This is a genomic window from Pseudomonas hormoni, from assembly GCF_018502625.1.
Lineage (GTDB): Bacteria > Pseudomonadota > Gammaproteobacteria > Pseudomonadales > Pseudomonadaceae > Aquipseudomonas > Aquipseudomonas hormoni.
The window spans coordinates 1,752,760-1,774,590 of record NZ_CP075566.1 but is presented as its reverse complement, the minus strand read 5'-3'; the positions used below and the strand labels follow the sequence as shown (position 1 = coordinate 1,774,590).

Annotated in this window: 21 protein-coding genes and 1 pseudogene; 13 read left to right on the top strand and 9 right to left on the bottom strand. The window is 60.2% G+C overall.

Translation table 11 applies throughout. The annotated features are described in order from the left end of the window. The first annotated feature begins 59 nt into the window (after nt 1–59). Nucleotides 60–2,495 carry a TonB-dependent siderophore receptor gene (locus KJF94_RS08360; protein ID WP_214382547.1) on the top strand — a complete coding sequence of 812 codons (2,436 nt, stop codon included), beginning with the start codon at nt 60–62 and terminating at the stop codon, nt 2,493–2,495. A 65-nt stretch (nt 2,496–2,560) separates the two neighbouring features. Here the strand turns inward: KJF94_RS08360 and KJF94_RS08355 are convergent, their stop codons facing one another. Further along, nucleotides 2,561–3,070, bottom strand: coding sequence for a winged helix-turn-helix transcriptional regulator (locus tag KJF94_RS08355; RefSeq protein ID WP_214382545.1), 510 nt, complete (start codon nt 3,068–3,070; stop codon nt 2,561–2,563). A gap of 101 nt (nt 3,071–3,171) precedes the next feature. On the opposite strand from KJF94_RS08355, the gene KJF94_RS08350 reads away from it, so the two are divergent. Together KJF94_RS08350 and KJF94_RS08345 are read left to right on the top strand one after the other, a co-directional pair. Further along, the gene (locus KJF94_RS08350) at nt 3,172–3,801 is read left to right on the top strand and encodes a cysteine hydrolase family protein (protein ID WP_214382543.1); all 630 of its coding nucleotides are present in this window, start codon (nt 3,172–3,174) and stop codon (nt 3,799–3,801) included. Nucleotides 3,802–3,807: 6 nt separating this feature from the next. After that, complete coding sequence (locus KJF94_RS08345) at nt 3,808–5,373, top strand: aldehyde dehydrogenase (NADP(+)) (RefSeq protein WP_214382541.1); 1,566 nt, start codon at nt 3,808–3,810, stop codon at nt 5,371–5,373. Nucleotides 5,374–5,466: 93 nt separating this feature from the next. Here KJF94_RS08345 and KJF94_RS08340 read toward each other — a convergent pair whose 3' ends face one another. Beyond that, nucleotides 5,467–6,069 carry a TetR/AcrR family transcriptional regulator gene (locus KJF94_RS08340; RefSeq protein ID WP_214382539.1) on the bottom strand — a complete coding sequence of 201 codons (603 nt, stop codon included), beginning with the start codon at nt 6,067–6,069 and terminating at the stop codon, nt 5,467–5,469. Nucleotides 6,070–6,264: 195 nt separating this feature from the next. Here KJF94_RS08340 and KJF94_RS08335 point away from each other — a divergent pair, with 195 nt between their 5' ends. The 4 genes and pseudogenes from KJF94_RS08335 to KJF94_RS08320 all read left to right on the top strand — a co-directional run bounded on the left by KJF94_RS08335 (nt 6,265) and on the right by KJF94_RS08320 (nt 9,799). Next, nucleotides 6,265–6,978 (top strand): SDR family oxidoreductase, encoded by a 714-nt coding sequence (locus KJF94_RS08335; protein ID WP_214382537.1) that lies wholly within the window; start codon nt 6,265–6,267, stop codon nt 6,976–6,978. A gap of 10 nt (nt 6,979–6,988) precedes the next feature. Next, nucleotides 6,989–7,897 carry an alpha/beta fold hydrolase gene (locus tag KJF94_RS08330; protein WP_214382535.1) on the top strand — a complete coding sequence of 303 codons (909 nt, stop codon included), beginning with the start codon at nt 6,989–6,991 and terminating at the stop codon, nt 7,895–7,897. Further along, a pseudogene (locus KJF94_RS08325) lies at nt 7,898–8,116 on the top strand (alpha/beta fold hydrolase); the annotation flags it as partial. 765 nt (nt 8,117–8,881) lie between these two features. Continuing rightward, on the top strand, nt 8,882–9,799 hold the full coding sequence (locus tag KJF94_RS08320; RefSeq protein ID WP_214377344.1) for an IS110 family transposase: 918 nt from the start codon (nt 8,882–8,884) through the stop codon (nt 9,797–9,799). 212 nt (nt 9,800–10,011) lie between these two features. Here the strand turns inward: KJF94_RS08320 and KJF94_RS08315 are convergent, their stop codons facing one another. From KJF94_RS08315 to KJF94_RS08300, 4 genes are all read right to left on the bottom strand, one after another. Continuing rightward, nucleotides 10,012–11,010: a bile acid:sodium symporter family protein gene (locus tag KJF94_RS08315; protein ID WP_214382533.1), complete on the bottom strand. Its 999-nt coding sequence runs from the start codon at nt 11,008–11,010 to the stop codon at nt 10,012–10,014. Between the two features lie 321 nt (nt 11,011–11,331). Further along, a complete protein-coding gene (locus tag KJF94_RS08310; RefSeq protein WP_214382531.1) occupies nt 11,332–12,840 on the bottom strand; it encodes a tripartite tricarboxylate transporter permease in 1,509 nt (502 codons plus the stop codon). 24 nt (nt 12,841–12,864) lie between these two features. Beyond that, entirely contained in the window at nt 12,865–13,359 is a 495-nt protein-coding gene (locus KJF94_RS08305; RefSeq protein WP_214382529.1) for a tripartite tricarboxylate transporter TctB family protein, read from the bottom strand. Beyond that, nucleotides 13,356–14,327, bottom strand: a complete 972-nt coding sequence (locus KJF94_RS08300) for a Bug family tripartite tricarboxylate transporter substrate binding protein (protein WP_214382528.1) — start codon at nt 14,325–14,327, stop codon at nt 13,356–13,358. Before KJF94_RS08300 ends, KJF94_RS08305 begins: the two co-directional genes overlap by 4 nt. Nucleotides 14,328–14,485: 158 nt before the next feature. Between KJF94_RS08300 and chrA the strand changes: the two genes are divergently transcribed. The 3 genes from chrA (at nt 14,486) to KJF94_RS08285 (ending at nt 16,715) form a co-directional block, all read left to right on the top strand. Beyond that, nucleotides 14,486–15,691: a chromate efflux transporter gene (gene chrA, locus KJF94_RS08295; RefSeq protein ID WP_214382527.1), complete on the top strand. Its 1,206-nt coding sequence runs from the start codon at nt 14,486–14,488 to the stop codon at nt 15,689–15,691. Between the two features lie 161 nt (nt 15,692–15,852). Next, complete coding sequence (locus KJF94_RS08290; RefSeq protein WP_214382525.1) at nt 15,853–16,203, top strand: DUF6152 family protein; 351 nt, start codon at nt 15,853–15,855, stop codon at nt 16,201–16,203. Then, nucleotides 16,203–16,715, top strand: a complete 513-nt coding sequence (locus KJF94_RS08285; protein ID WP_214382523.1) for a DUF6644 family protein — start codon at nt 16,203–16,205, stop codon at nt 16,713–16,715. Before KJF94_RS08290 ends, KJF94_RS08285 begins: the two co-directional genes overlap by 1 nt. Nucleotides 16,716–16,718: 3 nt before the next feature. Here the strand turns inward: KJF94_RS08285 and KJF94_RS08280 are convergent, their stop codons facing one another. Both KJF94_RS08280 and KJF94_RS08275 read right to left on the bottom strand, forming a co-directional pair. After that, entirely contained in the window at nt 16,719–17,807 is a 1,089-nt protein-coding gene (locus KJF94_RS08280; RefSeq protein WP_214382522.1) for a polyamine ABC transporter substrate-binding protein, read from the bottom strand. Between the two features lie 51 nt (nt 17,808–17,858). Next, a complete protein-coding gene (locus KJF94_RS08275; protein WP_214382521.1) occupies nt 17,859–19,160 on the bottom strand; it encodes an NAD(P)/FAD-dependent oxidoreductase in 1,302 nt (433 codons plus the stop codon). Between the two features lie 144 nt (nt 19,161–19,304). Between KJF94_RS08275 and KJF94_RS08270 the strand changes: the two genes are divergently transcribed. Beyond that, the gene (locus tag KJF94_RS08270; RefSeq protein ID WP_214382520.1) at nt 19,305–20,216 is read left to right on the top strand and encodes a LysR substrate-binding domain-containing protein; all 912 of its coding nucleotides are present in this window, start codon (nt 19,305–19,307) and stop codon (nt 20,214–20,216) included. Here KJF94_RS08270 and KJF94_RS08265 read toward each other — a convergent pair. Beyond that, nucleotides 20,213–20,434: a hypothetical protein gene (locus KJF94_RS08265; protein WP_214382519.1), complete on the bottom strand. Its 222-nt coding sequence runs from the start codon at nt 20,432–20,434 to the stop codon at nt 20,213–20,215. The genes KJF94_RS08270 and KJF94_RS08265 overlap by 4 nt on opposite strands. A gap of 199 nt (nt 20,435–20,633) precedes the next feature. On the opposite strand from KJF94_RS08265, the gene KJF94_RS08260 reads away from it, so the two are divergent. Both KJF94_RS08260 and KJF94_RS08255 read left to right on the top strand, forming a co-directional pair. Further along, nucleotides 20,634–21,398 carry an alpha/beta hydrolase gene (locus KJF94_RS08260; RefSeq protein WP_214382518.1) on the top strand — a complete coding sequence of 255 codons (765 nt, stop codon included), beginning with the start codon at nt 20,634–20,636 and terminating at the stop codon, nt 21,396–21,398. Between the two features lie 135 nt (nt 21,399–21,533). After that, nucleotides 21,534–21,794 carry a DUF2790 domain-containing protein gene (locus KJF94_RS08255; RefSeq protein WP_214382517.1) on the top strand — a complete coding sequence of 87 codons (261 nt, stop codon included), beginning with the start codon at nt 21,534–21,536 and terminating at the stop codon, nt 21,792–21,794. Nucleotides 21,795–21,831: the final 37 nt, after the last annotated feature.

Genomic DNA, 21,831 nt, shown 5'->3' with positions numbered 1-21,831 from the left:
CGGTTTTCATTTCTCGTCCCACCTATCTCCTGACACTTCCACATTTTCAGGAGAACGCTGTGTTCAACCCGTGGCCCCATGCCCTTTCCGTCGCCGTCGCCCTGGCAACCCTGGCGAGCCCTACCCTGTCGCAGGCGCAAGACCTGACGTTCAATTTGCCGGCCGGCCCACTCGCCAGCACGTTGAATGCCATCGCCAGCCAGAGCGGCCATATCGTTTCATTGGAGCCTTCGCTGGTGCGGGGCAAACAGGCGCCGGCGGTGGTCGGCCAGATGCCCGCGGAACAGGCGATGCAGAAGGCGTTGGCGGGCAGCGGCCTACAACTGCGAGTGACCGGCCAAGGAAACTTCAGCGTCGAGCCAGCCGCGGACAACAGCGCAGCGATGCAACTGGGCGTTACCAACATCGTCGAACGCAGCACCGACGCCACCACCGAAGGCTCAGGCTCCTATGCCGCGCGGGCGGTGACCATTGGCAAGGGGACCCACACCCTCAAGGAAATTCCGCAGTCGGTCACGGTGATGACCCGCAAGCAAATGGACGATCAGGATATCGTCGATCTCAAGGACGCGGCCAACAAGACCACCGGCCTGGTCGGTGCTCAAGGCGTCGGCAGAGGCTTGATCCTCAGTTCCCGCGGTTTCCAGATCGATGACTGGCAATACGACGGCGTGCCGATCCCGCGCAACACCTACGCGCTGGGCAACTGGGCCACGCAGGACCTGATTTTCTTTGATCGCATGGAAGTGCTGCGTGGCGCGTCCGGTTTGCTGCAAGGCACCGGCAGCCCTGGTGGCGCCGTCAACCTGGTGCGCAAACGCGGCCAGAACGCACCGACCGTCACCCTCACCGGCAAGGCCGGCTCCTGGGATCACTACGGTCTGCAACTGGACGCCGGCGGGCCGCTGAACCAGGCAGGTACCGTGCGCGGACGCCTGGTGGCCGACCAGGACGACAGCCACTCGTTCGTCGATTCCGAATGGTACAAGACCACCTCGCTGTACGGCGCGCTGGACTTCGATCTGAGCGAAGCCACCACCCTGGGCCTGGCAGTCAGCCAGTCCGACGGCGAGTCGCGCTCCAATGTCCGCGGCTTCCCGCGCTACGCCGACGGCAAACCCGTCGACCTGCCGCGCAAGACGTACACCGGGGCGAAGTGGAACCATTCGGATATCGATGTCACCACGCTCTACACCGACCTGGAACACCGTTTCAACGACGATTGGGCCTTCAAGGTCGGCGCTGTGCGCATGACTGAAACCAACAAGGCAAAGAACCAGAGGGTGCAATCCAGCGGCACCGGCATCAATGCCGATGGCAGCGGCGTGCAATACGCTGACTTTGTGACTGACCTGGACTCCACCAAAGTCGCTCTGGACATGAACCTCAACGGCAAATTCGAAGCCTTGTCCATGCAGCAGGAAATCATGGTTGGCGGCAACTACTCCAAGTACACCTCGGATGACAAATTCGCCCGGACCTTCAATAACAGCACTGACAATATATTCAACATTGATCACGATCGTCCGGAAATCAGTTACGACGGTTTGCTCAATAGCCCCGGAGGTCGTGGGACACCGAGCAAATATGACATCCGCCAAAAAGGCCTGTACGGCAGCTGGCGGGTCAAGCCGATCGATCCGTTGACCCTGGTGCTCGGCTCGCGGGTCAGCTGGTACGACTACAGCTACAAATCGTGGCGCCAGGACGCGACCAGCATCACCGCCGATCCTGAAAGCACCAGCAACGAAAACGGCGAAGTCACACCCTTCGCCGGCATCGTCTATGACCTGAGCCGCGAATGGGCGGTCTATGCCAGCTACACCGACGTGTTCACACCGCAAACCGAACGCGATACAGGTGGCTCGGTCGTCAAACCGATTATCGGGACTAACTACGAAGTGGGTCTCAAGGGCGAGTTGATGGACGGTCGGGTCAATACGTCCCTGGCTTTGTTCCGTTACGACCAGGAAAACCGTGCCACTCTCGATACGGACGGCGGGCAAATCTGCGACGGTTGGTACTGCTCGAAGGCCTCCGGCAAAGTACGCAGCCAGGGTCTCGACGCCGAAATCAGCGGCGAAGTGCTGGACGGTCTGCAACTGTTTGCCGGTTATACCTACAACACCACCAAGTACATCAAGGACCCGGAAAACGAAGGCAAGGTCTTCAGCTGGTGGACGCCGAAACACATGCTGCGCGTCTGGGGCAACTACCAGTTCAGCGGCGACTGGAACCGTGTCAGCACTGGCCTGGGCTTCGTTGCTCAAACCCACACGATAGGTTACGACCACTCCGTCAACGTACCGGGTTACACCGTGTGGAACGCCCGTGTCGGCTACCAGCTCACGCCGGAAATCGAGCTGGCGATGAACGCCAACAACCTGTTTGACAAGACCTACTTCACGGCGGCCTACAACCAGATCAATGGCAACAACAACTACGGTGATCCGCGCAACGTGATGTTCAGTGTGAAATACACGCCGGAGTTCTAACACCGCTGATCATTTCATCAACGCCCTCCCCGTTCGCAAGCGCAGGGAGGGTGGTTACACCATCCTTACGCTTGGCTTCGACTCCCCTTGAAAGCCTCACGCCGCGTATGCCGTTCTGCGGCGTAGGCTTCGCTCTGCTCACTGATCAGCTCATCCCGACGCAACACCTCACCGCAATGTTCGCAAAGCGGTCCTAATCCTGCGGGCTCGCCACAGGTTTTGTGGGTATACACCACCGCCAGGCCTTCCTCCGGCGACTTGCACCAGGTTTCCCCCCAGGCGCGCAGCGCCAGCACCACCGAGTAAAAGGCCTGCCCTTTTTCGGTCAGGTGGTATTCGTAGCGTGGCGGGCGTTCGTTGTAGAGACGGCGTTCGACCAGGCCGTCAGCCTCCAGATTCTTCAAGCGGGCGGCGACCATTTGCGGGGTGCCGCCGGTCTGCGCCTGGATCTCGTCGTACCGATGACTCCCCATGATCAGCTCACGCAGAACCAGCACGGTCCAGCGGTCGCCCACGATCGCCTCGGCCCGGGAAATCGGGCACAGGGTGTCGGGAACAGTGGTATTTATCGACATACGGACTTGCCTCTTTCACAGTTACTATGATTATCATATCAACAAGATGCCCAGGCAAGTCCCCGGCACCGGTCACTCAACTTTTCGTGGAGAACATCGTCATGTCGAACGCCCTTTATCCGCTCAACAGGACCGCCTACCTGCTGGTCGATCCCTACAACGATTTCCTGTCGGAAAACGGCAAGGTCTTCCCCTTGATCAAACCGATCGCCGAGCAAGTCGGCCTGCTCGACAACCTGCGCACCCTCGACCGCGCGGTGCGTGCCCACAACATTCCGGTGGTCATCGTACCGCACCATCGCTGGGAACACGGCGACTACGAAGGCTGGGACCATCCGACGCCGACCCAGTGCAAGATCATGCACATGCACCACTTCGCTCGCGGGGAATGGGGCGGCGAATGGCATCCGGATTTCGCGCCAAAGGACGGTGACATCGTCGTTCAGGAACATTGGGGCTCCAGCGGTTTTGCCAATACCGACCTCGATTTTCGCCTCAAGCAGAAAGGCATCACCCACGTGATCATCGTCGGCCTGTTGGCCAACACCTGCATCGAAGCGACTGCCCGCTATGCGTCGGAACTGGGTTACCACGTCACCCTGGTGCGCGATGCGACTGCCGCCTTCCGCCCGGAAATGATGCACGCCGCCCACGAGCTGAACGGCCCCACCTTCGCCCACGCCATTGTGACGACGGACGAACTCGTCGCCACCCTGGCACAGCAGGAATAACCGCCGATGAAACTGACAGGAAACCTGATAATCGGCGCCCACGATGTCCCGGCAACCGAAGGGACGATGAAAGCGCTCAACCCTGCCACCAACACGTTGATCGAACCGGATTTTGCGTTGGGGGGCGCGGCGCAAGTCCACCAGGCGGCCACCCTCGCTGACGAGGCGTTCGACAGTTACAGCCATACCTCGCTCGCTGTGCGCGCGGCGTTTCTCGACAGCATTGCCGACAATCTCGAAGCAGTCCGCGAAGCGTTAGCAGCACGGGCCGCGCTTGAAACGGGCTTGCCGCAAGCGCAACTGGAAGGCGAGGCCACAAGGGCCGCCACACAGTTTCGCCAATTCGCGGAGGTCGTGCGCAAAGGCCGCTTCCTGCAACTGGCCATCGATCCGGCGCAGCCTGATCGTCAGCCTCGCCCACGCATGGACCATCGGTTGCAAAAAATGGCCATCGGCCCGGTGGCGATTTTCGGGGCGAGCAACTTTCCGATCGCCTATTCGGTGGCCGGTGGCGACACCGCATCGGCACTGGCCGCTGGCGCGACCGTCATTCTGAAGGCGCACAACGCCCATCCGGGCGCTTCGGAAATCCAGGCGCGGGCTATCCAAAAGGCGGTGCAGGACCATGGCCTGCACGAGGGTGTTTTCTCGATGGTGCGCGGCATCGGCAACACAATCGGTGAAGCGCTGGTCGATCATCCGCTGGTCAAGGCCGTGACGTTTACCGGTTCGGAACAGGGAGGCATGGCGCTGTACCGCCGCGCGCAGCTACGGCCCGATCCCATTCCGGTGTTCACCGAGATGACCAGCATCAACCCCACGTTCATCCTGCCCGCCGCATTGGCCGAACGTGGCGTGCAGATAGGTGACGGCTTTATCGAGCGCATGCTGGTCAATGTCGGGCAAGCCTGCCTCAGGCCCGCCCTGCTGATCGCGATCAAAGGCGCCGGTCTTGAAGCGCTGCGCGACGCCATGGTGAAACGCGTAGCCGAGGCCTCGGCGCGCACGATGCTGACGCCGGGGATTCATGCGTCCTACCTGAAGGGTCTGGCTGCGATGGAGAACGCCGGTGCGCGCCGCGTCGCCGAAGGCTCGGCGGCCAGCGCAGACTTTGACGGCCAGTCGGCGCTGCTGGAGGTCGACGGCCAGCGTTTCCTGAGCGAAGCGGTACTTTCGCAGGAGGTCTTCGGTCCATCCGCCCTGCTGGTGACCGTCGAGGATGAGGCTCAATTGCTCGCCGTTGCTCGCTCGCTCGAAGGCCAGCTCAGCGCCGCCCTGCACTTGGAAGAAAACGACTTGCCATTGGCTCGGCGCTTGCTGCCGGTGCTGGAGCGCCGCACCGGGCGCATCGTCGTCAATGCGTTTGCCCATCCCCAGGAGGTGACGTACGCCACCGTTCACGGCGGACCGTTCCCGGCCACCTCGGACAGCCGCTTCACTTCGGTGGGCATGACGTCGATCGAACGCTTCTTGCGTCCGGTGGCTTATCAGGGTTTTCCGGATGCGCTGTTGCCTGAGGCACTGCGTGATTTCAACCCGTTGAAGCTGCCTCGCCTCGTGGACGGGCAATAGGCGCCTGCCACCGCCAAACCCAAGCGGGTCATTGGCCACTGCTCAGTGGCAAATGATCCGGATTGCGCCGATGGAATTTAGATTGGCTCTTTTTTAAATACCCGGCTCGACCGGTTTGCCCAGTGCGCTGTCGATCATGTGACGCACGCCCCGCAACACCTGGGCCGACACCTCTGGCCTGGCCTTCGCCGTGGCGCGCGCAACCGAGAGCGCGCCAACCATTGCCGCTACGATGCCCATGGCGGTATCAAGCGCGTCGACGCCGGGATTGTTGGCGGCAACCCTGCGCTCAAACGCCCGCACCAACACCATATAACCTTCGGTAAACGTTGCGCTGGTCGCCACATCCTGGCGCCCGATTTCGCTGGCGGACGCGGCCATTGCACAGTGATCGGCGTAGTCGTCGCGCCTGTCGACGGACAGATAGTCGGACAGGAAACGGTCCAGATCCGGCTCGCCATCGACCGTGCCGGTATAAAGCTTGGCGTTTCCCTGCTCCAGGCTCCATGCCAGCGCCTCGGCTGCCAGCGCTTCCTTGGATGGGAAATGCGCGTACAGCGCGCCGTGTGTCAAACCAGCCGACTTGCTGATTTCGGCAACGCCTACCCCGTCGATCCCTTTCTGTTGAAACAGGCGGCTTGCCGTCTCCACCAGTGCGGCGCGGTTTGCTTGTGCTTTTTCTTTCGAGATTTTCATGATGAGTCTCCTTCGCGCGCACTCTGGCACATTATCGTTGCAACCGCAATTAACGACAATTCCATGTTTAATCGGACATTAAAATTGTTTTGTTTTTTTGCTTGACTTTAATGATTGCGACTACCACTATAAAAACATTGATTGCAACCGCAATCTTAATGAGCGCAAGTCGCTCCCCCTGCCAGAGCACACACCATGAACATCAAAAACTCCGTAGCATTTGTTACCGGCGCCAACCGTGGTCTTGGCCTTGCCTTCGCAAAAGAACTCGTGGCACGCGGTGCCAGCAAGGTCTACGCAGGGGTGCGCAATCCTGAAGGCGTCGACATTCCGGGCGTCATCGCCATTCGCCTCGACGTCAGCGACCCGGCATCGGTCGCCGCGGCAGTGGCACAGGCTGGCGACGTGACGCTGCTGGTCAACAATGCCGGTATTGCCCGCGTGCTGCCCTCCATGCTTGATCCTGGCCTGGTGGAAGCCGCCCGCGAAATCTTCGAAACCAATTACTACGGCGTCATGCACGTCAGCCTGGCCTTCGCACCGATACTCAAAGCTAACGGCGGTGGCGCGATCGTCAACGTACTGTCGGATGCAACCTGGGTTGCCGCGCCCTTCCTGTCCGCCTATGCGGCATCGAAAGCAGCGGCGTGGAGCTTCACCAATTCGCTGCGAATCGAACTCCATGGCCAGGGCACAAGCGTGCAAGGGCTGCATGTCGGCTTCATCGACACCGACCTGACACATGGTTTTGACGTACCGAAAGTCCAGCCATCCGACGTCGTGATCCAATCGCTGGACGGGGTGGAAGCAGGCCTGCAGGAAGTGCTCGCAGACAAAGGGACTCGCGCCATCAAAGCCAGCCTGTCTACCGGGCAAGCGGCTTACCTGAACCCAGAAACCGTTGCGTAAGGAGCACACCGTGAAACTCTTCCAGCGACTGGCCCTCGGGGCTGCATTCTTTACCATCGCGGTCAGCGGCGCCCTTGCGGCGCCGGCTGCCACGCACAACAACGCCCCCAATCAATTCGTCGTAGCTGACGGCGTGCGTTATGCCTATCGCCAATTCGGCGCGCAGACCGGTGTTCCCGTAATCTTGCTCCAGCACTTTCGCGGCAACCTGGATTACTGGGACCCGGCAGTGACCGATGGCCTGGCAAAGCAGCGACCGGTCTACCTGTTCGACAATGCCGGCGTGGGCCTCAGCAGCGGCGAAACACCCGATTCGTTCGAAGGCATGGCCGACCACGTCGCTGCGTTTGCCCGCGCCCGTGGGTTGAAACAGGTCGACGTGCTTGGCTTTTCAATCGGCGGCATGGTGGCGCAGGAAGTTGCGTTGCGCCATCCGCAGCTGGTGCGCCGGCTGATCCTGGCGGGAACATCGCCACGCGGCGGGATCGCGGGAAATGATCCACGGGTTCCCGAAATCGCACTGCGCGAATCCATCGCCACGCTGGAAGAGACCGCTTACCTGTTCTTCGATCCGGCGCCATCAAGCCAACTGGCAGCCCGGGAATTCTGGGAAAGGCGCCATCAGCGCAAGGAAGGTCTCGACAAGCTCAATTCGATGAAAGTCATCGCGGCCCAAGGGGCGGCGCTGGGCAAGTGGAACACGCCCGGTGACGGCACGTTTTCGCAACTGAGCAAGATTAGCCAGCCCACTCTGGTGGTCAATGGCAGCAAGGACATCATGGTGCCCACCCAGAACTCCTACACGCTGCAACAGCACATTCCGAACGCCAAGTTGTTGATCTATCCAAACTCGGGGCACGGTGCGTTATTCCAGTATGCCGACGATTTCGTGACGCAAGCCAATGCCTTTCTGGACTGATGGGCCGCCGTGGAACAGAAGACCCGGGATATCAAGATCCCTGTGGCCGTGACGGTGTTTCCGGGTGAAATCTACCAGGCACCGAAAACCTGGACCGAGCGCGCCTATCCCAACCTGATCTACTTCAACGAAGTGGACAAGGGCGGGCATTTCGCTGCGTGGGAACAGCCTGAGTTATTCGCCAAGGAACTGCGCGCGGCCTTCCGCACCTTGCGCTAAAAGCTGCGTTGCGTTGGCCTGCCCATTGTCCCGGTGTGCAGGTCGGTCCCTTGTGGGAGCTGGCTTGCCAGCGATGGTCGTTAACGATGACGCGTGCTGTCTGAAATAACGCGGTGTCTGGGCGTCCATCGCTGGCAAGCCAGCTCCCACAGGGGATTGTTGGGGGGTGTGACATTGGTGTTCACCGCCGATGATCCTGACCAACTTCAGGCCGGCTATCAGGCCGCCTCGCTTTGGTTTTTGATCTTGATCTGCCCCGTCGGAAGGCCGAGCGCAGGTTCTGCGCAGTGGGCAACCCGGCAGGGATGCCGGGTTAGCCGCCCCCGGCCATGGATGGCCGATGGCGGCGGGCCCACGGAGCAGGACCGGAGCGAGGGCATGGCGAGCCTAGGCGAGCCACCGTACGTCAGGGGCGCCGGGCGCTTGGTTACTTGGCGCTTTTCCAAGTAACCCGCCGTAAGGGCGGAACCAATAGCAGTCGTCACCGCAGCAACGGATATGTACACCATCAAAACCTATGTTGCCCAACACACAGCCATCGCGGGCAAGCCCGCTTGTGTCTAGATCTAGGAATAAGCTCTGGGGTGAGAGGGGTGAATGGCAAGCTGTGAGTCCGCGGTGCTTAAAGCACGTGTGGGAGCCAAGCTGCCATTCACCTTTCCACTCTGGCCCATAAGCCCGAACAGTTGGACGAGCAGCCACTCGAAATCACAAGCGTGGGCAAAGCCAGAGCACTCTCACTCCTGAGTGTAAGAGGGTTTTGCCATGATTTCCTGGGTCGGCATCGATATCTCCAAATCAAACCTCGTTGTTTGGGTTCAACCAGACGGTGAAGGTTTTGAGCTTTCAAACACCTCAGAAGGCTGTGTTGAGCTTCTTCAGCGCTTGAGCCAGTACGAGGTTGGCCGAGTTCTGCTGGAGGCCACGGGAGGCTACGAGCGCAAGGTCATGGCCGCATTGCTAGGTGCCAACTTCAATGTCCTCAGGATCAATCCTCGCCGGGCCAGGGCTTTCGCCGTGGCGATGGGCAAAAATGCCAAGACCGATCTGATCGATGCAGCTGTGTTGGCCGATTTCGCCGAGGTCTTGAAGATGGACGGCGACAAGGTCATTTCGCCTGAGCGTGAAGCGTTGCGCGAGCTGGTTCAGCAACGCGAGCACTTCGTACAGCAACGGGACGACAATAAGCGCCGGCTTCAGCAGGCTCAGCTACCCGCTGTTGTGGCGGCAATCAAAGGCCATATTCATTACCTGCAAGTTCAGATCAAGCAGCTCGATAAAACCATCCACCAGAGCATGCACGACCTGGACGCAGAAAAAACCGAGCGGCTCATCTCTGTTAAAGGTATCGGCACGGTCGCCACTGCCAGTTTGCTGGTTTACCTGCCCGAGTTAGGCAAGCTCGACCGTCGCCAGGTCGCCGCACTGGCAGGAATTGCACCCTGCAACGATGACAGCGGCAATCACAGCGGGAAACGCCAAATCTATGGAGGAAGAGCCCGTGTGAGGCGTGCGCTTTACATGTCCTGCTGGGTAGTGATCCGCTATCAAGCTGACTTTAAAGCACGCTATGACGCTCTTCGGGCGCGAGGCAAGAGCGCGAAGGTCGCGCTCATCGCCTGCATGCGAATATTACTGATCAGACTGAATGCCATGCTGAGAGACGGCACCGAATGGCGCTGACGAATGGCAGGGTGAAGACAGTTGCTCCCACATTGGTTTCGGGTACATCCGTGAGAACAGAGGTCGTCTGTCCGGCCAACTTCGCGAGCAGGGGTTCCGGGTACACACGCAAGAACAGATCGACTATCAGACCGCCTTTCGCAGGCAAGTCGGATCGCCGCACCGCAGCTCCCACAAGAAATATCGCTTCAGACACGGCCAGTTCGCAGCCCTCAAGGATCAACCTGAGCCATCAGTTCGACGACGCTTTCCGGGCGATTGGCATAACGCTGCGCCAGCACCGCGCAGACCATCAACTGAATCTGGTGAAACAGCATCAACGGCAGGATCAACACGCCAATCGTGCTGCCGGCGAACAACACCTGGGCCATCGGCACGCCGGTGGCCAGGCTCTTTTTCGAACCACAGAACAGGATGGTGATTCGGTCTTCCTGATTGAAGCCAAAGGCCTTGCCCAGCACGGTGGACGCCAGCAATACCAGGCCCAGCACGATGCAGCAGACCACCACCAACCCGGCCAGCTCCCAGAGCGGAATCTGGTGCCAGATGCCTTCGATCACCGCCTCACTGAACGCACCGTAGACCACCAACAGAATCGAACCCTGGTCGACGAACTTGAGCCAGCTCTTGTTGCGCGCCACCCAGGCACCGATCCAGCGCCGGGCGATCTGGCCGGCAATGAACGGCAGCAACAGTTGCACGCTGATCTTCAGAATCGCATCGAGTGTCGAACCGCCCTCGCCATGCACATTCAGCAGCAACGTCACCAGCAACGGCGTGAGGAAAATCCCGAACAGGCTGGAGGCTGCCGCGCTGCAAATCGCCGCCGGAATATTCCCGCGAGCCAAAGACGTGAAAGCAATCGCCGACTGCACCGTTGCGGGCAGTGCGCAGAGGTAGAGCATGCCCATGTACAGATCGTCGCCGATCAGCGGCGAGAGCAAGGGTTTGAGCGCCAGGCCGATCAGCGGAAACAGGATGAACGTCAGGCTGAACACCAGCAAATGCAAGCGCCAGTGACCGGCACCGGCGATGATCGATTCACGCGACAGTTTGGCGCCATGCAGGAAAAACAGCAGGGCAATGGCGAGGTTGGTCAGCCAGCCAAACCCGACCGCAACCTGGCCGCTGGCGGGCAGCAGGCTGGCGAGAACGACCACGCCGATCAGGGTCAGGGTGAAGTTGTCGGGCAAGAAACGGGGGCGGGTCATCGGTGTCATCCGGCGGTGGCGAGGAACGGTGCCTCGACTCTAACGCGCCTGCCAATTGCCGACTAACGCTAATAAGCCAGTAGATATCGTCTAACGGACATAACCCTGACGCGGATGCATTCGTTAATAAAAACAGCGGCAGCGGCAACTTCATGCGAACGCGGTACTCACCATTACACAAATCAATTGTAGGAGCCGGCTTGCTGGCGATAGCGGCCGAAAGGGCAATGCAAGGCTAAGGCCCAATCGCCAGCAAGCCGGCTCCTACAGGGGAACGAGTACATCCGAAGTGTCAGCTCGGCTGTCAGGTAGCCCACCCGCTCAATCATCCTCATGCAACTTGATGCCCCTGGCGTGCAGCAGATGCGGCACCACCAGCACCAGCAGAGTCAATGCGAGAAACGCAGCGGAAATCGGTTGTGTCAGAAACACCGTCCAGTCGCCCTCGCTGATCGACAACGCGTTGCGCAGTTGTTTTTCCGCCATCGGCCCTAGCAACATGCCCACGATCACCGGGGCAACGGGGAAGTCGAAACGACGCATCAACACCCCGCCCCACCCGATCGCCAGCATCAGCAACAGGTCGAAAGAAGAGTGGCGCATGCCGTACACGCCGATGGTGGCGAACACCAGAATCCCGGCGTTCAAGTACGGCCGCGGGATTTGCAACAGCTTCACCCAAAGCCCCACCAACGGCAGGTTCAACACCAGCAGGATGACGTTGCCGATATACAGCGACGCCACCAGGGTCCAGACCAGCTCCCCCGAGGTTTCAAACAGCAGCGGTCCCGGTTGCAGGTTGTAGTTCTGGAATGCGGCCAAGAGGATGGCGGCCGTGGCCGACGTCGGGATACCGAGGGTCAGCAACGGCACCAGAGAGCCGGTCGCACTCGCGTTGTTCGCCGCTTCAGGACCAGCGACACCCTCGATGGCACCCTCGCCTTTGCTGGCTGCAAATTCTTTCGGGTATTTACTGAGCTTGCGCTCGGTCGAATAGGACAGAAACGTTGGAATCTCCGCGCCACCGGCCGGAATCGACCCGAAGGGAAATCCGATCAGCGTTCCCCGCAGCCACGCCGGAACCGAGCGCTTCCAGTCGGCGCGCGTCATCCACAAGGAGGTCAAGCGATGTCGGCCCGTCGCCTCTTCTTTCTGATACAGCAGGCTGTACAACGCCTCGCCCACCGCAAATAACCCGACCGCGACGAGCACAACTTCAATGCCATCGACCAGCTCCGGAACGCCCAAGGTGTAGCGGGCAATACCCGAGGTCGAGTCCAGGCCAATCAAGCCGACGGTCAGGCCAACACCCAGCGAGGCAAAACCGCGCAACATGGACGCCCCGAGTACGGCAGACACTGTCGTGAACGACAGCACCAGGATGGCGAAATACTCTGCAGGTCCAAATTTGAGCGCCAGTTTGGCCACGATCGGCGCAAACAGGGTCAGCAGAATGGTAGCAATGGTGCCCGCCACAAAGGAACCAATGGCCGCCGTGGCCAAGGCCGGCCCTGCCCGGCCATTGCGGGCCATGAGGTTGCCTTCCAGGGCCGTCACCATGGACGACGATTCCCCGGGCGTATTGAGCAAAATGGACGTCGTAGAGCCGCCAAACTGAGCGCCGTAATAGATACCGGCAAACATGATCAGCGCCCCGGTGGGGTCGACCTTCGCGGTGATCGGCAGCAGCAGCGCCACCGTCAGCGCCGGCCCGATGCCCGGCAAGACACCGATGGCGGTGCCGAGCAGGCAGCCAATGAACCCCCACATCAGATTGATCGGCGTCAGGGCCGAGGAAAAACCCATTGCCAGGCTTGCGAGAATGTCCACCCTGTTGATCTCCTTCGGCCCGAATCAGATCCAGGCGTTGACAAGCGGCGGAAGGGAAACCCCCAGCCCGGCATTGAACAACCAGTAAATCGGCAGCGTCAGGGCAATGCCGATGGCAAGATCGCGCAGGGGATGGCGACTGCCAAAGCCCCGCGCCGAACAGGCGAACAACAGCGCGGCCGCCAGGACGAATCCGATCAGATTGATCAGCACGGCCACACCCACCAGCCCCCCCGTCACCCACGCCACACCGGCCTTGCCGCCGGGCAACACCTTTGCGGACTCGTCTTCGTGGTCAGTCAGTTCGCGAAAACCGCCGGTGAGGGCTTGATAGATCAGGACCGCACCCACGCCCCCCAGGAACACCGCTACGGCATAGGGATAAACAGACGCGGCGAGGATGATGAACCCCATCTCGGGGGGAAACAGGAAGGCGCCGTACGCCAGCACGGCGCTGATGACGAGCACTCCGGCGCCAATCGCCAGTTGCACCGGTACGACTTTGCGCGACTGAGTCATTTCGCAACCAGCCCGACCTCGACCAGCATCGCATGCAGCCGCACATGCTCCTCGTCGACGAATTTACCGAACTCGTCACCGGTCAGAATGTTGGCAGACCATTTGTTGGTTTCAATATTGTCTTTCCAGACCTTGCTGTTGGCGGCGGCGAGCACGGCATCGGTCACTTCCTTGCGCTGCTCGGGTGTGAGATTCGCGGCACCGTAAACACCACGCCAATTGCCGATGATCACGTCATACCCGCTTTCTTTGAGCGTCGGGGCATCGATGCCGGCAACGCGCTCCGGTGCACCGATGGCGAGCACACGGAACTGATCGCTCCTGATGTACTGGCCAAGCTCGGCGTAACCGCCGGTGATCACTTTGATCTGCCCCCCCAACGCCTGGGCAACCACTTCACCCCCGCCCGCGAAGGCAACGTAATTGACCTTGTTGACCGGAATACCCATTTTTGCGGCCAATTCGGCAATGCCGATGTGATCGATCGACCCCTTGGAGCCACCGCCCCAGGAAATACTGGTCGGTTTGTCCTTGAAAGCTTTCAGCAGGTCCTCCAGGGTTTTGAATTCGGACTCCTTGCGCACGGCAATCACGTTGTACTCGGTAAACAGCCGGGCAATCGGCGTCACATCCTTCAAGGTAATCTGCGGCTTGTTCTGCTCAATGCCCGCGACCATGATCGCGCCGACCACGAGCAGCGCATCCGGATCGCCCTTGGTGCTGTTGGCAAACTGCGCCAGCCCCAGCGTGCCCCCTGCTCCACCCTTGTTTTCGAAGGTGGCGGATTTGGCGGCCTTGGCTTCAATCAAGGCTTTGCCCAGCACTCGCGCCGTCTGGTCATAACCGCCGCCCACCGAACCGGGGGCCATGAATTTGACGGTTTCCAGCGCAAAGACAGGCGTTGCAAGCACAGCGGTAGTGACGACAACCGCGAGGCAACGGGTGGATCGACGTAACAATGCAAACATGCGTTTTCTCCCGAGACTTTTGTTTTTATGTGGCGCCGGCTGAACGTCGATCAGGGCGAATACCCCGATCAATGAACATCCATCTCGGGATAAGCGTAGGCCATGGTTAGAATGGCGGCATACAACAGTGAATCACTTCATTTCAGGAAGACGCGTACATGGACGAACCCCGTGCCGATAGCCGCAGCAGTCCATGGTCGGTGTTCATCATTTTCCTGCGCCTCGGGCTGACCTCTTTCGGCGGACCCATCGCCCACCTGGGCTACTTCCGTGACGAGTTCGTCACACGACGGCGCTGGCTGACGGAGCGCAGTTATGCGGATCTGGTGGCGCTGTGCCAATTCCTGCCGGGACCGGCCAGCAGCCAGGTCGGCATTGCGCTGGGCATGTCCCGGGCGGGATACCGCGGGGCGCTCGCCGCGTGGGCCGGCTTTACGCTGCCTTCGGCCATTGCCCTGATCCTGTTTGCACTGGGGCTTTCCCGATACGGTGCACTCCTGTCGCCCGGCGCGCTGCACGGGCTCAAAGTGGTGGCCGTCGCGGTGGTTGCGCAAGCGGTGTGGGGCATGGCGCGAAACCTGTGCACGGATGGGCTGCGCGTCACCCTCATGATGATTTCAGCCTGCGTTGTCCTGCTTGAACCGTCCGCCTGGGCGCAGGTCGGGGTGATGATCGCCGCCGGTGTCACCGGCCTGCTGTTGCTCAGACCCGAGCAGCGTGACGGGCACGATCCTCTGCCCATCCCCCTCAGCCGACGGGCCGGGGCGATCTGGTTGTCGCTGTTTCTGGCACTGCTGATCGGCCTGCCGATCTTGAATCAACTCTTGCCGAGTCAATCTCTGGCGCTGGTGGATACCTTCTACCGTGCCGGCTCACTGGTTTTCGGTGGCGGCCACGTCGTACTGCCGCTGTTGCAAGCCGAGGTGGTGCCTTCGGGCTGGGTCAGCAACGAAGCGTTTCTCGCCGGGTATGGCGCCACGCAGGCCGTACCGGGTCCGCTGTTCACGTTCGCTGCGTTCCTCGGCGCATCCATGAGTCTTGCGCCGTCGGGCTGGCTCGGCGGGTTGATCTGCCTCCTGGCGATCTTCGCGCCATCGTTCCTGTTGATCCTGGGTGCCTTGCCTTTTTGGGAACGGTTGCGTCGCAGCGTACGCGCGCAAGCCGCATTGATCGGGGTGAATGCTGCCGTGGTCGGCTTGCTGTTGGCTGCGCTGTATCAGCCGGTCTGGACGAGTGCGATTTTCACCGCACAAGACTTCGGCCTGGCGCTGGTCGCCCTCATTGCGTTGATGTTCTGGAAGCTGCCGCCGTGGCTGGTGGTGCTCGGCTGCGGGGTTGCGGGTTGGCTGTTGAGCGCCGGGTAATCCAAAAGAGGTGAATAACCGTTTGATTTTCACGCAGTTACTTTTTCGGAAACACTAATCCTGGAGTCCTCGACGTAACACTGAAAACGGGCGAGCTATTCTAAAAACCAATTGGACTTCGCGACTTGAGTTTATGGATGGCGTGCATCAGGAGACAGGTCATGAAAGGCATGCTCGGCGGCATTGGTTTGTCACTGATACTGGCGGCAACCGCAGCGTTCGCTCATCACGGCTGGAGTGAATACAACTCCGACAACCCCTTGCAATTGAACGGCACGATCGAAGAATCGGGTTACTCCCATCCTCATGGATTCGTGCGCCTCAAAACACCGGACAAGACCTGGAACGTGGTATTGGCGCCGCCCTCGCGCATGGAAAACCGTGGTCTTTCCAAGGAGATGCTAAGTGTCGGCAGCACGGCCAGTGTGGTCGGCTATCAGAATCGCAACAAACCGGATGAACTGCGCGCCGAACGCATCACGGTCGGCGGCAAAACCACAGAGTTACGCTGATGCAAACCCTCAATACCGGCATGGAGCCGGGTGCGGACAGCTGGCTGGACTGGGTGGGTGACTCGCAGCTGGGCGCCGCCATGCGGGGCGACCTGTGGCTGTATCCGATGGTGGAGGTGGTTCACATCATCGGGTTCACCGTGTTGGTCGGCTCCGTGGTGATGTTTGATCTGCGGGTGCTCGGGTTGTCGAAAAACATTGCCGTGACTGACCTCGCTCGCCACCTTCTGACCTGGTCAGTCGCTGCACTGTTGTTGATCGTGCCTGCCGGACTGATGATGTTTTCAGCCCACCCACATGATTTCGCCTCCAACGGCGTTTTCATCCTCAAGCTTTGTCTGATCGCGACGGCGGGCCTCAATGCAACGCTGTTCCACGTTGGTGTCTATCGTTCAGTCAATCAGTGGAACACTGCTGTCGCGGCGCCTGGCATCGCAAAATGCCAAGCGCTGCTGTCGATCGCGTTGTGGCTCACCGTGGTGTTGTGCGGTCGGCTGCTGGCCTACACCTGATGATCAGGTGTTGGTTTTCAACTTGGTCCACAGACGCGTGCTCAACCGCGCAATCGCCGCCGGCAATTCCTCGACGGTAAACAGCTTGTCCAGCACACTTTTCGGCGGGTAGATCGCCAGGTCCTGCTTCACGGCCGGGGTCACGTACTGATCCGCCGCGAGGTTGGGGTTGGCGTAGTGGATGCTGTTGCTGATGTTGGCAATGACTTGCGGCGTCAGCAGGTAGTTCATGTAGGCGTAGCCATCTTTCTCATGCGGCGCGCTTTTTGGCATAACCACCATGTCGAACCACAGGGTCGAGCCTTCGTCAGGAATCGAATACGCAATGTCGATGCCGTTTTTGGCTTCCTTGGCGCTGGCGGCCGCCTGAACGATGTCGCCGTTGAACCCGATCACCGCGCAGACATTGCCATTCGCCAGGTCACTGATGTACTTGGACGCGTGGAAATATTGCACGTACGGCCTGATTTTCAGCAGTGCCTGCTCGGCTTTCTTGTAATCCGCCGGCTCGTGGCTGTGGGGCGGCAAGCCCAGGTAATTGAGGGTAATCGGCAGAATCTGCGTCGGGTTGTCGATAATCGCCACGCCGCACTGGCTGAGCTTCTTGATGTTTTCTTCATCAAAAAACAGCTTCCACGAATGGGTGACATCGGTGTTGCCGAAGATCGCCTTGATCTTCTCGACGTTGTAGCCAATCCCCGCCGTACCCCACATGTACGGATAGCCGTACTGGTTGCCCGGATCATTGACTTCGAGTTTTTTCATCAGCGCCGGGTCAAGGTTTTTCCAGTTCGGGAGCTGGCTCCTGTCGAGTTTCTGAATGGCCCCGGCCTTGATCAGGCGCGACAGAAAATGGTTCGAAGGGCTGACCACGTCGTAACCGGTGTTGCCGGTCATCAACTTCGACTCCAGCACTTCGTTGCTGTCATGGATGTCGTAAGTCGCCTTGATCCCGGTTTCCTTGGTGAAACTGGTCAGGGTGTCGTCGGCGATGTAGCCGTTCCAGTTGGAAATATTGACGACTTCGTCCGCGTAGGTGGCGGCCGACAACGTGGTCAGTGCAACCATCAGGGGAATTGTGTTCACGCGCATGTTCAATCACCTTGTTGATGAGCTTTTGTTGTTTTTTGATCGGCGGGGTTTCTAGATTTCAGTTCTGGCCCTGACCGCCTCCACGCGCATGCGAAGCATGGCACCGATATCGAGCAAAGGACGCGGCGGCAGCCAGCCCGGTTGTGCCCTGCGCATCACCGATTCGAGGATTGGCGAGCAGGTGCCCGAGGCCATTTCGGCAAGCAGCCGCCCCCACAGCGTGCCGCGCGCAACACCCGAACCGTTGCAGCCGGCTACTGCAAACACGCCCTCTTCAGCCTTGCCGAAGTAGGGTTGCCCGGTGCGCGAGGCGCTCAAATGTCCGGTCCAGGTGTACTGGATGTCCTGCTCGCCCAGAAACGGAAAGCGCCGTTGCAAGCCGAGCACATGGTGTTTGCGCCGATGCAGCAGCTCGCTGTCGGTCAGGTCACGGGAACGGTACTCCGCGGTGTTGCGGATCATCACGCGACGATCCGGGGTCAGTCGCACCGTGGCACCGAGCGGCCGGGTGGAAAGCACGCCCCACGGCAAGACAGCACCGATGGACTGGAACTCTTCATCGCTGAGCGGCCGGGTAAGACTGGCGCTGAGTTCCATCGGGAAGGTTCCGCTGTCCTCGATCCCCGAACGGGGAATGAACGCGTTCAGGCACACCATGACGTGTTTCGTCTCGATGCTGCCGGCGGTGCCTCTGGCGCGAATACGCCCCACGCCCGAACGCTCCAGGCCGGTGATGTCGGTGTTCTCGAAGACGGTCACGTTGCCCGGGAGTGCATCCAACAAGCCCTTCACGTATTTCGCCGGTTGTAGCAGCGCGTTGCCGTGGCCGCACCAGATCCCCGCCTGGTAATGCCGGGTGCCGAGTTTTTCGTTCAGCTGTTCACCTTGCAGAAATTGCGCAGAGGCGCCGACGGCGCGCAGTGTTGCCAGTTTGGCCTCGACATCGGTCAACTTGCCTGGATCGCTGACGGCGAAGAAATAGCCGGAATCCCGGAAATCGCATTCGATGCCGTGACGCGCGATGCGCTGGCGGACTTCGTCACTGGCGGCGCGTGAAATCGCGGTATCCACTTCATAACCGGCAAACCCGGGGTTGCCGATCAGTTCATCCTTGGCCGGGTGTTCATGGCCCACCACGAAACCCGAGTTGCGCGCCGAGGCGCCTTGCGCCGCGCGTTGGCGGTCAACGATCACGATCCGCGCCTGTGGGTGCATTTCCGCAAGCGAGTGTGCGGCACTCAGCCCGGTGATGCCGGCACCGATAATCAGCCAGTCGGCCTTTTCCGTGCCTTTGAGAGGACGGCGAGCGGGGGAATTTCCCGCCTGCGCAATCCAGCCACATTCATTGGTCATGCCTCACCTCATTGGACTGTCGTTCTGCGAGCGCATGTTGTAATCGCATGAGCGTTTTCGGAAGGTGCTCGCCAAAGCTAGAATCTATAAGGCCTGTAGTGATACAACCAACGTTATAAAATCATCGAGCCATTCAAAAAACGCATGGATAAAATTCGCCACGTTCCCTCGCTCCAGGCCTTGCAGGCGCTGGTGGAAGTCTCCGACTCGGGCAGTTTCACCCAGGCGGCGGCCAGGCTTTGTCTGACGCAAAGTGCGGTCAGTCGAAAGATCCAGCTGTTGGAAAGCCACTTCGGCGTGCCGATGTTCGCGAGGAACAGCCGCAATGTCCGGCTGACACCGGAAGGCGAACAGGTGCTGGGCACCGCGCGGAATATCCTCGCGCAACTGAAAACACTGGAGAACCGGCTGGCACCGCAGGAACGCCCTTTCCGCATCCGCATGCACGTGTCGCTGGCGGTTCGCTGGTTGCTGCCGAAATTGAGCGAGTTCTATCGAAGTCATCCGGAGGTTTCGCTGTCGATCGAAACCGTGGCGACGGAAGTGGTGGAGCCTGCCATCGACAGTGATGCCTACATCCTCTATCTGCCCGAACCGTCCCCCGATCCGGAATGCCTGACCCTGTTCAAGGAAGCGTTGGTGCCGGTGTGCGCCCCCGGCCTGGGCACCTCGACGCGACCACTGGCGGCGGTGCAAGACCTGGTGAGTTTCCCGTTGTTGCATCGCTCGGCGGACCGGCATGACTGGGTCCAGTGGCTGTCAGCCAATGGCGGAAAATCGTTGGAAGATTACCGCCACATCCCCTTCAACCTCGACGAACTGGCGCTCGACGCCGCGGCGCGAGGATTGGGCGTGGCGATGACTGACAGGACGCTGGCCGGGGAATCGATCGAACGGGGCGTGCTCGTCATCCCGTTCGGCCGTCCGTTGGAAACACGAGGTGTTTATGCGTTGAATCTGCAACCTTCAGCTGCTGCACATCCGGCCTGCGCGCTGATTCTGCAATGGTTCGCGCAGCAGGCCGAAAAGGAAGCCGGTGAGCGAATTGGGCGCTAGGTGCCTTTGCCCACCCCTTCTGTCGCATTGGAAAACGCCACCCCGGCCTCGCGCACCAGGGTTCGCCATTCCGCTCCGCTGATCAGTCCTTGGCGCTCCATCTCATCGGCTGCCTTGAGCAACTCGTCATACTGCTCCTCCACATCCATGCGGATCTCGGGTTGTGCGAGGAGCTTGTACCAGGCCGCCAGGGCATCCCGTCTCAGATCATCGGTCATGGTCTAACTCCCAAGGATTGTCTTCGTTTGGAAGTTTTTGAGTGGGTAACCGTTCCGGGCTCCCGACATACGGCAAACCTTGCATTACAAACTTGTCATCGAGTTGTCAGCGTAGCCAGCGCCCTCGCTTCCTACAGTGGCGTCGTCAGTCACCCACACCGGGTGACGCCTCCCACTGAAGATGACAAGGGTCGATACCATGAAACCATTGAGCAAACTCTGCCTGATCGCCGCCAGCCTGTTGATGCTCGGCACCGGATCCGCCATGGCCAGCGACATCGCGCCGGTCAAGGCCGACAATGTCGTGCTGGTGCACGGCTCCTGGGCCGATGGCTCGAGTTGGGCGGACGTGATCTCGCGGTTGCAGGCCGCCGGACTGCACGTCACCGCGGTTCAAAACCCGCTGACTTCGGTTGCCGACGACGTCGCCGCGACCCAGCGCGTACTCAATCAGCAAGACGGCCCGACGGTGCTGGTCGGCCACTCCTACGCCGGCACCGTGGTCAGTGAAGCCGGGGTCAATCCAAAGGTCAGCTCGCTGGTTTACGTTGCCGCCCGCGCGCCGGATGCCGGGGAAGACTTTGTGGCGCTGTCGGGCAAATACCCGACCATGCCCGTGCGCGCCGGTACCGAAGAGCACGACGGGTTCGTCAGCCTGAAGCAGGACGCCTTCCTCAAATACTTCGCCAGCGACGTGCCCCACGATAAGGCGATGCAACTGTTCGCCGTGCAGCAACCGATCGCCAAAACCCTGTTCACTGATCGCACCACCGCAGCCGCCTGGCACAGCAAACCTTCATGGTACGCAGTCTCCAGCCTCGACCAGACCATCAGTCCGGACCTCGAACGCTTCCTCGCCAAACGCATGGGCGCGACCACCATCGAGCTGCCGTCGAGCCACCTGTCTCTGGTTTCTCACTCCAAGGAAATCGCCGACCTGATCCTCGAAGCTTCCGGCCGCTAGCCATAACGCCGAGGCCGTTTCATTACAACTTTGTCATTGAACTGTTGGTCGGCTGTCCGGATCGCCTGGGTAACCTGAGTTCACTGTCAGGCCACCCGCCGGCAGCCACCAAAACCCCGAACAGAGAGCCTCATCATGAAAATGTTTATCCTCGGCTTCGCCGCCCTCCTCGCCACCGGTTCGGCGTTTGCCGATACGCAGACAACCACGGCGCCGGTGATCCACGACAAGCCCGGTTTCTTCGTGCACATGGACGTCGATAAAGTCCTGTCCAGCACCGACATTGCGCAGAAGTGCGGCCTGATTCCGGCGCGGCTCGACTACCTGGACCACCAGGGTCGCGAGCATGTGCTGGATTACCAGGTCGACGGCACCGGCTGCACCAATGATCATTGATCCGGCTACACTGGCGCCAATTGTCTGAGGCACAACC